Below are 13,117 nucleotides of genomic sequence, written 5' to 3'. Positions count from 1 at the left end.
TCAAAAGGTGCAGGAGAGTAACGCCATGAGGCTGGAGGGAAAAACCGCAATCGTCACTGGCGGAGCATCCGGGTTTGGTGCGGGGATCGTAAGGAAGTTCCAGGCCGAAGGTGCGCGCGTCATGATTGCTGACATCAATGGCGATGCTGCCCATGAGCTTGCTGGGCAGCTTGGTTCCGAAGCGGTTGCTCAGCAGGTCGATGTAAGCGCCGGTGCTTCGGTCCAAAAGATGGCGGATGCGGCTTTCTCAACTTTCGGCCATTTGGATATCCTGGTGAACAATGCCGGTGTGACTCACCTTCCGACGCCGCTCGAGGAGGTCAGCGAAGAAGATTTCGACCGTGTTTTCTGCGTGAACATGAAATCCGTCTATCTGACTGCCCGCGCGTTGGTGCCTCATATGAAGGCACGCGGGGCGGGTTCAGTGCTGAACGTGGCTTCAACCGCGGGCCTGTCGCCGCGCCCGAACCTGAACTGGTATAACGCCTCCAAGGGTTGGATGATCACCGCAACCAAAACGATGGCGGTCGAGCTTGCACCGTCCGGGCTGCGGGTGAATGCGATCTGCCCGGTCGCTGGGGAAACGCCATTGCTGAAATCTTTCATGGGTGAAGACACACCCGAAATCCGTGCCAAATTCCTGTCGACCATCCCCTTGGGCCGCTTTTCAACCCCTGAAGATATGGCTAATGCCGCCTGTTTCCTGTGTTCGAACGAGGCCAGCATGATCACCGGCACTGCGCTTGAGGTCGACGGCGGCCGATGCATCTGATCCGCTCTTCATCTGGCCAAAAATATCCCCGCCGGAGGCAGCGCGCGCCAGCGCGCTTTCCCGCTCAACCGCCGAGACTTACATGATCCCCGGACCAAGAAACCTGATCACGGATGTTCCCGGCCTGATAGTCGGCAACGCTCAGGACGGCGCTTTGAAATCCGGCACGACTGTCCTGACCGCCGCAGAACCGTTCGTGGCATCGGTCCACATTATGGGCGGTGCGCCGGGCACGCGCGAGACTGAACTTCTTGCTCCTGACAAGACGGTAACGCATGTGGATGCGATATCGCTGTCCGGCGGATCGGCGTTCGGGCTGGATGCCTGTTCCGGTGTCTCGGATGCATTGCGCCAGTTGGGTAAGGGTTTTCCGGTTGGTGATGTTGTGGTGCCAATCGTACCAGGTGCGATCCTGTTTGATCTACTGAATGGCGGCGACAAGACCTGGGATGTAAATCCCTATCGTGCCTTGGGGCGTGCTGCGTTCGAATCCGCGTCGGACAAGTTCGAACTCGGAACCGCAGGTGCAGGAACCGGGGCTCTGACCGCGATGCACAAGGGTGGGTTGGGCTCAGCCTCGCTTGTTCTGGACAACGGTGTCACCGTGGGAGCACTTGTTGCGGTCAATCCGCTGGGAAGTGTCACCACGCCGGGTGACACGCATTTCTGGGCTGCCCCATTTGAAGTGGACGATGAGTTTGGCGGATTTGGGCCTGATCCCAGTGCTGGACTTGGCTATCCAACGGTCAGTCGAAAAGCGCAGGTGATGCAGCCGGCGAATCCGGACAAGGCCAATACCACGATTGCCATCGTTGCGACTGATGCTGCCCTGACCAAACCGCAGTGCCAGAGGTTGGCCGTTGCTGCCCATGACGGTATTGCCCGCGCCATTGTGCCCGCCCACACGCCCGGCGATGGTGATCTGGTGTTCGGGGTCAGCACCGGCGCGCGGGTGATCACCTCTGATGCCGAACCAGGTGTCATCGGGCACGCGGCTTCGCTTTGCCTGGCGCGGGCCATTGCGCGCGCCGTTTTTCTGGCGACTCCGGCAGCAGGCGACTTATTGCCGTGCTGGTCCGGGGTACATGACAAAAGTTAAGGACACCCTATTTGTCGCAGTGGCACAGTGAGCGCGCGCGGCAATCTGCGCGTTGACTCTTTTTTGCGCCGACGGTCCATTCGGCGCAGCCATATTGTATCGGAGCAAAAGCTATGAATCGCATCCTCGCTACCGCAATCGTCGGTCTTCTGGCCCTTCCTGCTTATGCTGAAGGCGACGCTGAGGCGGGCAAGAAAACCTTCAACAAGTGCAAGTCCTGCCACATGATCGCTGACCCGGCAGGCGAAGTGATCGTCAAGGGTGGCAAAACCGGCCCCAACCTCTATGGAATCGCTGGCCGCACCGCCGGTACCGTTGAGGGTTTCAAATATGGAGACAGCATCGTTGCTGCGGGTGAGAATGGCCTGGTTTGGGACGAAACTACATTTGTCGAGTATGCTCAGGACCCGAAGGCATTTCTGAAATCCTATTTGGATGACACGTCTGCCAAGTCGAAAATGACATTCAAACTGAAAAAGGGAGGCGAAGACGTCTATGCCTATATCGCAAGTGTATCGGGTGAATAACGTCTGATACTGCGCACCTATACCCAAGGACCAAAGGCCGCAGCCCCTGCGGCCTTTGGTGCGATTGATAACATTGTAGAACAGCGACACTCTGATATCAGACGGCGTATCGCGAAAAAACGCCGCAACGCCACGCCGACCCGGCAACAGCTATGTTCAAAATCAGCGCCCGTCAGGCGGATTGGCAGCAGGAGAGGACAGATGGGTATCATGATCCCAGCTTGGGTCAATGGTGAGTTGAACCCTGTAGACAAGCTTGAAGTTCACGAAAAGGGACTCAAGCACAAGGCCGTATCGGTGTTTGTCGTTCGGGGTACCGAGATCCTGTTGCAGCGCCGGGCGCTCGGTAAATATCATACACCGGGCCTTTGGGCGAATACCTGTTGTACCCACCCGGATTGGGACGAAAGCTCGTCCACCTGTGCCGTGCGCCGCCTGCATGAAGAGCTTGGCATCACAGGTCTTTATCCTGAATACCGACACCGTCTGGAATACCACGCCGATGTGGGCAACAGTATGGTGGAAAATGAGGTTGTCGACGTCTTTCTGGCCCATGTTCGCGGCCCACTGAAAATCGCGCCCAACCCGGATGAAGTCATGGATATCCGTTGGGTCGATTACCACGATCTGTTGGCCGAAGTGGCACGTCATCCCGACCGGTTTACGCCCTGGTTGAAGATATACCTTCACAACCACGCCGACACGATTTTTGGCCCGGATCTGATCATTTCTGCCAAATCCTGACCGCAGTGGTAAATCCCTGCCTTGCAAGGGCGGCTCAGGCCGCCTAAATCAACGCGTTATGGCCAAACAGAAGACAGACCCGAATTACAAGGTAATTGCCGAAAACCGGCGCGCCCGCTTCGATTATGCAATCGAAGAGGACATCGAATGCGGTATCGTTCTGCAAGGGTCCGAAGTCAAATCCCTGCGCGCGGGCGGCTCCAACATCGCCGAAAGCTATGCCATCGTCGATGACGGAGAGTTGTGGCTGGTCAACAGCTACATCGCGCCGTATGAGCAGGCCAAAGTGTTCAAGCATGAAGAGCGCCGCCGTCGCAAGCTGCTGGTGTCCCGCAAACAGATGTCCGATTTGTGGAATGCAACGCAGCGCAAGGGCATGACGCTGGTGCCGTTGGTTTTGTATTTCAACCACAAGGGGCTGGCCAAGATTAAGATCGGCATCGCCAAGGGTAAGAAAACCCATGACAAGCGCGAAACCCAGGCCAAGCGCGATTGGTCACGGCAGAAACAACGCTTGTTGAAAGACCACAGCTAGAACGCCATCGCCGCCTGTACCGCGCGTTGCCAACGGTCATAGGCCGCATCGCGGTCGGCTTGGTCCTGCGTTGGCTCGAACCGGCGATCCAGCGCCCATGTTTCCGCAAACCCGGCCTGATCCGGGTAAATCCCGGCTTTCATGCCTGCCAGCCATGCGGCGCCAAGGGCTGTCGTCTCCTGCATTACGGGGCGGTCCACAGGCGCGCCAAGACAGTTCGACAGGCCTTGCATGGTCCAGTCAGACGCGCTCATCCCGCCATCGACACGCAGGATGACGTCGGCGTCGGCGCCCCAGTCTCCCTGCATGGCGTGCCACAGGTCGCGGGTCTGGAAGGCGATGCTTTCCAGCGTGGCGCGGGCGATCTCTGCCCGGCCTGAATTGCGTGTCAGCCCGAACATCGCGCCGCGGCAATCGGGTTTCCAGTAGGGTGCGCCAAGGCCGGTGAAGGCTGGCACAAGCACCACATGCTGGTTTGGATCGGCCTGAGCCGCAAGTTCGCCACTTTGCGGAGCTGAATCAATGATCTGCAACGCGTCACGCAGCCATTGCACGGCGGCCCCTGCGATAAAGATCGACCCCTCCAGCGCATAGGTTCGCTGGCCGTCCAGCTGGTAAGCGATCGTCGTCAGCAGGCGGTTTTTCGACTGAACCGGCTGTGCGCCTGTGTTCAGCAGCGCAAAGCAGCCCGTGCCATAGGTTGATTTCATCATACCGGGCCGAAAACAGGCCTGCCCGATGGTCGCGGCTTGCTGGTCGCCTGCTACGCCCAGAATAGGAATGTCGCCCCCGAACAAAGTGGTGGTTCCGAAATCCGAGGCGCAATCCTTCACTTCGGGCAAAAGGTTCATAGGTACATCCAGCAGATCGCAAATCTCGGCGCTCCATGCGCCCTTGTGAATGTCGAACAGCAAAGTACGCGCGGCGTTGGTGGCATCGGTTGCGTGAACACGGCCTTCGGTCAGCCGCCAGATCAGGAAGCTGTCGATCGTACCGAACAGCAATTCTCCGGCTTCTGCCCGCGCGCGGGCACCCGAAACGGTATCCAGCAGCCATTTGACCTTGGTGCCCGAGAAATAGGGATCCAGCAGCAGACCGGTCTGAGCGGTGACGTCATCCTCGCACCCGGCTTGCTTATAGCGGGCACAGATATCGGCGGTGCGGCGGTCCTGCCAGACGATGGCATTGTGGATGGCCTTACCGGTTTCTCTATCCCAGACAACCGTCGTTTCGCGCTGGTTGGTGATGCCTATACCGGCGATCTGATCCGCTGAAACACCGGTGGTTTCCATCACCTCACGGCACACATGCAAAACGCTGGACCAGATATCCTCGGGGTCGTGTTCAACCCAGCCTTCCTGCGGAAAGTGCTGAGGAAATTCCTGCTGGGCGGTGCCCACAGGCCGCATCTGCGTGTCAAACAGAATGGCGCGCGAGGATGTGGTGCCTTGATCGATTGCCAGAATATGGGTCATTTCCGCTCTCCCCCGGTATCGTTTTGCCGGACTTTAGCGCAAACAATGGCGCAGGGGCCAGTACAGAAATCAGGCCGGATTGACCGGAATATTGTCGATCAGGCGGACGCCGTCTGTCCAGGCCGTGACGAACAGGCGGGCTGGCTGGGTGGCGGTGGACAGGCTTTCCAGCGTCTCAGCACAGCGGAGGTCGATATACTCGACTTCGGTGAAACCGACATTCAGCAAAGTTTCCTTGGCATCCTGCGCCAGCAAGGCAAAGTCTGCTCCCTCGGCCAGATCGTCGGCCACCTGCCGCATAACGCTGTTCATTTGTTCTGCGATCCTCAACCCTTGGGGGGAAAGAAGAAGGTTGCGCGACGACATCGCCAGGCCCGACGGTTCTCGTACGGTCGGGCAGCCGATCACCTCGATTGGGATATTCAGATCGCGCGCCATCCGGCGGACAACCAGCAGCTGTTGATAGTCTTTTTCCCCGAAATAGGCTCGATCCGCTCGTGTTTGCAGGAACAGCTTGGCGACCACCGTGGCCACGCCTTCGAAATGTCCGGGGCGGAAAGAGCCTTCCATCACGTCGGTCAGACCGGCGACCGATACCGTCGTCGAAAACCCTTCCGGATAGACTTCCTGCGGGTCCGGCACATAGACCGCATCGACTCCGTACGGGGCAAGCTTTCGGGCGTCCTCATGTTCGGTGCGGGGGTAATTTGCCAGGTCTTCGGGGTTATTGAACTGCTTGGGGTTCACAAAGATCGTCACGATCACCCGGTCGCAGCCCTGTTTCGCGGCCTGTGCCAGTGACAAATGCCCCTCGTGCAAAGCGCCCATGGTCGGAACCACGCCGATGGTCTCACCGTTTCGATGCCAAGTGGTGGTTTTGGCACGCAGCTCGGCCAGAGAGCGCAAAATCGGTGCGGTCATGTCTTTTGCCCTTTGGCCGGAGCCTGATCGGCAAAGACGTGTTCGTCTGCCGGGAAGGTCCGCGCGCGGACTTCGGCGGCGTATTCCGCAATGGCCGTTTCTGCCAACGGACCCAGCTCGGCATAGCGTTTGACGAATTTGGGTTTGAAGGCGGTGAAAAAGCCCACCATGTCGTCCACGACCAAAATCTGCCCGTCACAGCCCGCAGATGCACCGATGCCGATGGTCGGGATCGCAATCTCTTCGGTGATCTGGTTCGCCAGACCTTGCGGTACTTTCTCCAGAACGACCGAGAACGCGCCAGCCTCGGTCACGGCGCGGGCGTCTGCCATGACGGCTTCGGCCTGCTCGTCACGGCCCTGCACCTTATAGCCGCCCAGCGTGTTGATCGATTGCGGCGTCAATCCGATATGAGCCATCACCGGGATGCCTCGTTTCACCAGAAAGCGGATGGTTTCAGCCATTTCGACCCCGCCTTCCAGTTTGACCGCGCCTGCACTTGTGTCCGCCATCAAGCGTGCGGCGTTACGAAAGGCTTGTGTCGGGCTTTCCTCATAGCTTCCGAAAGGCATGTCGATGACCATCATCGCCCTGTCCAGGCCGCGAGACACGGCTTGACCGTGCAGGATCATCATCTCCATCGTGACCCCCAGCGTGGAGTCCAGCCCGTGCAGCACCATACCAACGCTGTCACCGACCAGAACAAAGTCGCAATGCGCGTCCATCAGGCGCGCCATTGGCGTGGTATAGGCGGTCAATGAGACCAGCGGCTCGCCACCTTTTCGGGCGCGAATATCCTCGGCGTTCGGGGCTTTTTTGCGGGCGGTGGCGCTCATGGATCGCTCCTGCAGTATTATGTTGCAGTGCGGCATAGCAGATCGGACGGGGCCGAAGAAACCCCGGTTGCGCGAACATTCCCTTGATTGACCTCAGGTTTACAGGAAGACTGTCGGTAAAACGGCCCTGAAAACAAGGGCACAACCAGTTTCAGTAGGAAGAGTTCACATGACCAAATTCATGTTTCGGACATTTGCATCGACCCTGGCCGTAGGGGCCAGCCTGCTTGCCACGCAGGCTTTGGCCAAGTCGGACATCACTATCGCGATGCAGCTTGAACCCCCGCATATGGATCCGACAAGCGCCGCAGCGCAAGCCATCGATTCGGTGGTCTATACTAATGTTTTCGAAGGCTTGACCCGCTTCATGGGCGATGGTTCGGTTGTGCCCGGCCTTGCCGAAAGCTGGGAGATATCCGAGGACGGTACGGTCTACACCTTCAAACTGCACGACGGGGTGACTTTCCATGACGGCACGACCATGGATGCAGAGGATGTCAAATTCAGCCTTGATCGCGCGACCGCCGAAGACAGCGCGAATGCACAGAAGGCCCTGTTTGCCGGTATTGAAAACGTGGAAGCGACGGACCCGCTGACCGTCAAAGTCACCCTATCAGAGCCAAACGGAAATTTCCTGTTCAACCTGGCTTGGGGCGACGCAGTAATCGTCGCGCCCGAGAGCATTGAAAGCATCAAGACCAATCCAGTTGGCACTGGCGCCTATACCTTTGGCAACTGGGTGCAGGGTGACAGCATCACGCTGAACCGAAACCCCAATTATTGGGGCGAACAACCTGCATTAGAGACTGCAACCTTCAAGTTCATCTCGGACCCAACTGCCGCTTTTGCCGCCATGATGGCCGAGGATGTCGACGTATTTGACAACTTCCCCGCGCCAGAAAACCTGCCTCAGTTCGAGGCCGATCCGCGCTTTCAGGTTTTGGTCGGTTCGACCGAAGGCGAAACGATCCTGTCCACCAACAACAAGCAACCTCCGTTTGACAGTATTTTGGTTCGGCAGGCACTGGCACATGCCATCGACCGGCAGGCCATCATCGACGGCGCGATGTTCGGCTATGGTACCCCGATCGGAACCCATTTTGCGCCGCATCATCCGGCGTATGTCGATCTGACTGGCAATTCGGCTTACGACCCTGAAAAAGCAAAGGCGTTGCTGGCAGAGGCAGGATTCGAAAACGGGTTTGAGACCACGTTGCATCTGCCGCCGCCGTCTTATGCCCGCCGTGGGGGCGAAATCATAGCGGCGCAGTTGGCCGAGGTCGGCATCACTGCCGAGATCATCAATGTGGAATGGGCGCAATGGTTGGAAACGGTGTTCAAGGGCAAGGAGTTCGGCCTGACCATTGTCAGCCACACGGAGCCTATGGATATCGGCATTTATGCGCGCCCTGATTATTACTTCCAGTATGACAGCACGGACTTTCAGGCGCTGATGGACACGCTGAACACCACCACCGACCCCGAAGAACGCACCCGTTTGCTGGGTGAGGTACAGCGCCTTATTTCAAGCGACTATGTCAATGGGTACCTATTCCAGTTGGCCAAGCTGGGCGTTGCGAAAGTCGGAGTTCAGGGCCTTTGGGAGAACGCGCCCACCGCCGCAATCGATCTGACTCAGATCAGCTGGTCTGAGTAACAGTACAGCCCGCGCCGCGCTGGGCGGCCCGGGCCTTCCATTGTGTCAGGGTGTTCTCACTCATGTTCTTGCTCCGTGCCATTCCCATCCTGGTTTTAGGTGTTTTCCTGGTGTTCAGTTCTTCGGTCGCCGCCACGGCTCAGAATGTGTTGGGTGGGCGGCTGGATGCCCTGTCCGGAACGCCCGAGAACCCGTTGGATGTTGGGATCGGCATTCGCATCGATCAGATCACCGGTGTTGATCAAAAGGCTGAAAACTACGGCGCGGTTGTGGTCTTGCGGGTGGAATGGACCGATCCTGCGTTGGCGTTTGATCCTGAGGAACAGCGGAGGGATGTCCGGGTCTTCAACCCGCCCGACCTTGCCAATCATGCCGCAAGTATCGGTTCTGTTCTGCCGGCTTTTGTCATTCACAATCAGCAGTCCAACAAATGGATTCACGAATCCGCTGCATCCCTGCGGTACGACGGACGGGTGCTGTATGTCGAAAAATCGTCTCTTACACTCCAGGCGCCACATTTTGATTTCCGAAAATACCCGTTCGACACGCAGGAGTTTCATTTCGAGGTCGTTTCGGTCTTTCCGTCTGAATACGTCACTTACCATCCGTTGAACGAATTCTCTGGCCTCGGAGATCAGCTGGGCGAAGAAGAGTGGATTTTGAACAATGCCCGGTTGGAAACGTCCAGGGTCCTGGGGCTATCCGGCAAAGAAAGCGATCAGGTCGCGCTTGTTTTTGAAGGCAATCGACATCTGACATACTACGTCATTCGGGTTTTCCTTCCGATGCTTGTCTTGATCTCGGTCGGCTGGGCGCTGTTTTTTCTGGATGAATACCGCCGGAGGATCGAGATTGCAGGCGGCAACCTTCTGGTCTTTGTCGCGTTCAACTGGGCAATATCCGCTGATCTGCCCAAGCTGGGTTATCTGACTTTTCTGGATTTTGTCCTTCAGTGCATGTTTCTGATGACCGGGGCGCTGATCGTGTTCAACGTCGCACTGCGACGACTGAAAGTGTCCGGCAAGGAGCGAACGGCGCGAACCCTGGACAACTATGCGATCAAATGGATCTATCCGCTGGGGTATGCCGCGATCGTGGCCTATGCGGTTTCTGCTTTCCTTCTGGTGCCTTAGACGCTGGACCCGCGCGTGATGTGACCCTAACGTGGTGCCAATGCTCCGCTACGTCCTCAAACGACTGATTTCCTTGCTTGTCAGCCTGGCCGTCGCCTCGGTGGTCATCTTCGCGGTGATTGAGGTCGCCCCGGGTGATCCGGCGTCGTTCATGTTGGGTGTCAACGCGCAGGAGGACACGCTGGCCGCTTTGCGGGTCGAGCTGGGTTTGGATGGGTCCAAGATACAGCGATACTTCAATTGGGTGGGCGGCATGCTGGGGGGCGATTTCGGCACCTCATACACCTACCGCACGCCAGTGTCGCAGATGATCGCGGACCGGCTTTGGGTGTCGTTACCCTTGGCACTTTACGCTCTGACTCTGTCCACCTTGATTGCCTTTCCGGCCGGAATCTATGCGGCTGCGCGTCGGGGCAAACCGGGGGACCTTGCAGTGATGGGGGCGACGCAGCTTGGGATTGCTGTGCCCAATTTCTGGTTTGCGATGATGCTTGTGCTGATCTTCGCCATCAACCTGCGTTGGTTCAATGCAGGCGGGTTTGTGGGTTGGGGCGACGGAGTGTTAGCGGGCCTGCATTCGCTGACCTTGCCTGCTGTGGCTCTTGCCCTGCCACAGGCTGCGATTCTGGCGCGTGTCATGCGGTCGGCTTTGCTGGACATTCTGGGTGAGGACTTCATGCGCACGGCTCGGGCCAAGGGCCTGTCCCGCCGTCAGGCCCTTTGGCGGCATGGGGTGCGAAATGCGCTGATCCCGGTGCTGACCATCATAGGCTTGCAGTTTTCCTTCCTGCTGGCGGGATCGATCATCATTGAACAGGTTTTCTATCTGCCGGGTCTCGGGCGGCTGGTGTTTCAGGCCATTTCTGCCCGTGACCTCATCGTTGTTGAATCGGTCGTGATGCTGCTGGTCTTTGCCGTGATAACTGTCAATTTCCTTGTCGATCTTGCTTATGCGGCCGTGGACCCAAGACTGAGGAGCAGGACATGAGCCGGAACCTGATCCTTGGAGCTTTGCTGTCGTCGCTGGTGGTTCTGGCCGCGTTGGTCTCGTTCGTCTGGACCCCCTACGACCATGCCGTGCTGAACATTCCCGATAAATTGCAGCCACCAAACGGGCAGCATTGGTTTGGAACCGATCATTTCGGCCGCGACATGTTCTCGATGATCATGGTCGGTGCACGTACGTCGATTGCGGTGGCGCTGGTGGCCGTCGGCATCGGCATGGCACTTGGCGTTCCTCTTGGCCTGGCAGCGGCCGCGCGCAAAGGCTCATGGCTGGATGAGGTCATCATGCGTGGCAACGATCTGGTCTTCGCTTTCCCGTCGCTGGTGATCGCCATCCTGATCACGGCAGTCTATGGCGCCGGAGCGATCAACGCCATTGTTGCGATCGGCATTTTCAACATCCCCGTCTTTGCCCGGATCACCCGCGGGGCAGCTTTGTCACTTTGGGAGAGAGAGTTCATCCTCGCCGCCCGTGTGTCGGGCAAAGGAGTGGCGCGGATATCAGCGGAACATATTCTGCCTAATGTCGCCAATCTGCTGATTGTGCAAGGGACCATCCAGTTCAGCCTTGGTATTCTGGCCGAAGCGGGACTGTCATATGTCGGCCTGGGCGCGCAGCCTCCGACGCCCAGCTGGGGCCGGATGCTTGCAGATGCGCAGACGATGGTCAGTTTTGCCCCGCATTTGGCTCTGATTCCGGGGCTGGCGATCATCGTTACAGTGCTGGGTCTGAACTTGCTGGGCGATGGTCTGCGCGACTGGCTTGACCCTCGGATCAGGGTGGCGCGGGCATGAGTTTGTTGCAGATTGAAAACCTGTCGCTGATGATCCACGGGACACCGATCCTGAAACAGGTCAGCCTGTCCATTGCCCCTGGTCAGATCGCGGCCGTGACAGGTGAAAGCGGCTCGGGCAAATCGATGACCGCTTTGGCGGTGATGCGATTGCTGCCGCATGGGGCCAGCGTGGAAGGTGCGATCCGGCTGGACGGTCAGGATCTGCTGACACGGTCAGAATCCGATATGTGCACTTTGCGCGGTGCGGCCATGGGGATGGTGTTCCAGGAACCGATGACAGCGCTCAATCCGGTGAAAACCATCGGTGAACAGGTGATGGAAACGATCCTGATCCACAAGGCGATGCCCCAGCCTCAGGCCCGAACACGCGCCGAAGAGGTGCTGACCCGCGTCGGCCTGCCACCTGATCGGCTCCCCCTTTCACGCTACCCGCATGAGCTGTCCGGCGGGCAAAGGCAACGCGTGGTAATCGCTATGGCCATCGCTCTGCGCCCCAAGCTGTTGATCGCGGACGAGCCGACGACAGCGCTGGACGTCACGACACAGGCGCAGATCCTCGACCTGCTCAAGGGGCTGGTGCGCGAATATGACATGGGGCTGCTGATGATCACCCATGATCTGGCCGTTGTCTCTGATATGGCGGATCAGATAACCGTCATGCGCCACGGAGAAGTGGTTGAAAGCGGGGCCACACAGCACCTGCTGCGTCATATGCAACACCCCTATTCCCGAATGCTGTTCGAGGCGTCTGGCCATCAGGTCACTTTGCCGGAACCCGCGCAACCACAAACGTTGCTGGAGGTAAGCCAAGTTGTCCGGGACTACCGCCTGCCCCGAAAAGGCCTGTTGGACGCGCCGCGCCATCACCGGGCAGTGGATGGTGTCAGTTTCTCCCTCAACCGGGGGGAGCGGTTGGGTTTGGTAGGTGAATCCGGATGTGGAAAATCGACCCTAACGAGGGCAATATTGGGCCTGGAGGACGTTCAGTCCGGCCAGATCCAACTGGGTGGTCAGCCGGTTTTCACTGGGCACAAACCCAACCTTGCAGTCCGCCGGAAGATGCAGGTGGTGTTTCAGGATCCATATGGCAGCTTCAACCCCCGCCACCGTGTCGCGCGCCTGATCACCGAGCCTTTCCATTTGCTGGACGCCCCGCCAACCGGATCAGAACGACAGGATCGGATATCTGAAATTCTGACGGCCGTCGGCCTCGGCCCCGACGACGCGGGCAAGTACATCCATGAGTTTTCGGGCGGGCAACGACAACGGATCGCTATTGCACGCGCCCTGATCATTCGGCCCGAACTCATATTGTTCGACGAGGCGGTTTCGGCCCTCGATGTTTCGGTCCGTGCTCAGATCCTCGATCTGCTCGCCGAACTGTGTGAAGCCTATGACCTGACCTATCTGTTCATCAGCCATGACCTGAGCGTTGTCCGCACGATCACCGACCGTGTGATGGTGATGCAGTCCGGGCGGATCGTTGAACAGGGTCAGACAAAGCAGGTGTTCGAAGACCCGCAGCACCTGTACACGCAAAGCCTGATTGCCGCTGCGCCCCAGTTGCCCGAGATAAAGTCACTGACGGCGTAATATCTTTATTTAGAGCCTGATTG

The 13,117-nt window shown here is 58.3% G+C and carries 13 protein-coding genes; 10 read left to right on the top strand and 3 right to left on the bottom strand.

The genetic code is table 11. The annotated features are described in order from the left end of the window. Positions 1-25 precede the first annotated feature (25 nt). The 5 genes from AC2FEB_RS16625 to smpB all read left to right on the top strand — a co-directional run bounded on the left by AC2FEB_RS16625 (position 26) and on the right by smpB (position 3,677). On the top strand, positions 26-772 hold the full coding sequence (locus tag AC2FEB_RS16625) for an SDR family oxidoreductase (RefSeq protein WP_496674543.1): 747 nt from the start codon (positions 26-28) through the stop codon (positions 770-772). A gap of 82 nt (positions 773-854) precedes the next feature. Further along, a complete protein-coding gene (locus tag AC2FEB_RS16620) occupies positions 855-1,871 on the top strand; it encodes a P1 family peptidase (RefSeq protein WP_496674546.1) in 1,017 nt (338 codons plus the stop codon). Positions 1,872-1,984: 113 nt separating this feature from the next. Continuing rightward, positions 1,985-2,398, top strand: a complete 414-nt coding sequence (locus AC2FEB_RS16615; protein ID WP_496674549.1) for a c-type cytochrome — start codon at positions 1,985-1,987, stop codon at positions 2,396-2,398. 201 nt (positions 2,399-2,599) lie between these two features. Further along, the gene (gene idi / locus AC2FEB_RS16610) at positions 2,600-3,142 is read left to right on the top strand and encodes an isopentenyl-diphosphate Delta-isomerase (RefSeq protein ID WP_496674552.1); all 543 of its coding nucleotides are present in this window, start codon (positions 2,600-2,602) and stop codon (positions 3,140-3,142) included. A gap of 58 nt (positions 3,143-3,200) precedes the next feature. Then, positions 3,201-3,677, top strand: a complete 477-nt coding sequence (gene smpB, locus AC2FEB_RS16605) for an SsrA-binding protein SmpB (RefSeq protein WP_117871661.1) — start codon at positions 3,201-3,203, stop codon at positions 3,675-3,677. Here the strand turns inward: smpB and glpK are convergent. The 3 genes from glpK to panB all read right to left on the bottom strand — a co-directional run bounded on the left by glpK (position 3,674) and on the right by panB (position 6,909). After that, positions 3,674-5,152 (bottom strand): glycerol kinase GlpK, encoded by a 1,479-nt coding sequence (glpK, locus tag AC2FEB_RS16600; protein ID WP_496674556.1) that lies wholly within the window; start codon positions 5,150-5,152, stop codon positions 3,674-3,676. The genes smpB and glpK overlap by 4 nt on opposite strands. Before the next feature lie 69 nt (positions 5,153-5,221). Continuing rightward, positions 5,222-6,073, bottom strand: a complete 852-nt coding sequence (gene panC / locus AC2FEB_RS16595) for a pantoate--beta-alanine ligase (protein WP_496884221.1) — start codon at positions 6,071-6,073, stop codon at positions 5,222-5,224. Beyond that, positions 6,070-6,909, bottom strand: coding sequence for a 3-methyl-2-oxobutanoate hydroxymethyltransferase (gene panB / locus AC2FEB_RS16590; protein ID WP_299899610.1), 840 nt, complete (start codon positions 6,907-6,909; stop codon positions 6,070-6,072). Before panB ends, panC begins: the two co-directional genes overlap by 4 nt. A gap of 169 nt (positions 6,910-7,078) precedes the next feature. On the opposite strand from panB, the gene AC2FEB_RS16585 reads away from it, so the two are divergent. The 5 genes from AC2FEB_RS16585 to AC2FEB_RS16565 all read left to right on the top strand — a co-directional run bounded on the left by AC2FEB_RS16585 (position 7,079) and on the right by AC2FEB_RS16565 (position 13,094). Further along, on the top strand, positions 7,079-8,566 hold the full coding sequence (locus AC2FEB_RS16585; RefSeq protein WP_496674563.1) for an ABC transporter substrate-binding protein: 1,488 nt from the start codon (positions 7,079-7,081) through the stop codon (positions 8,564-8,566). Between the two features lie 62 nt (positions 8,567-8,628). Further along, positions 8,629-9,699, top strand: a complete 1,071-nt coding sequence (locus AC2FEB_RS16580; protein WP_496674566.1) for a ligand-gated ion channel — start codon at positions 8,629-8,631, stop codon at positions 9,697-9,699. Positions 9,700-9,739: 40 nt separating this feature from the next. Then, positions 9,740-10,687, top strand: coding sequence for an ABC transporter permease (locus AC2FEB_RS16575; RefSeq protein ID WP_299899604.1), 948 nt, complete (start codon positions 9,740-9,742; stop codon positions 10,685-10,687). Next, positions 10,684-11,499 (top strand): ABC transporter permease, encoded by an 816-nt coding sequence (locus tag AC2FEB_RS16570; RefSeq protein ID WP_496674569.1) that lies wholly within the window; start codon positions 10,684-10,686, stop codon positions 11,497-11,499. The genes AC2FEB_RS16575 and AC2FEB_RS16570 overlap by 4 nt, the downstream gene beginning before the upstream one ends. Further along, positions 11,496-13,094, top strand: coding sequence for an ABC transporter ATP-binding protein (locus AC2FEB_RS16565; protein WP_496674572.1), 1,599 nt, complete (start codon positions 11,496-11,498; stop codon positions 13,092-13,094). The genes AC2FEB_RS16570 and AC2FEB_RS16565 overlap by 4 nt, the downstream gene beginning before the upstream one ends. Positions 13,095-13,117 lie beyond the last annotated feature (23 nt).

Source organism: Ruegeria sp. YTSC106 (genome assembly GCF_059609765.1).
This window is presented reverse-complemented; position numbering and strand designations above follow the sequence as displayed.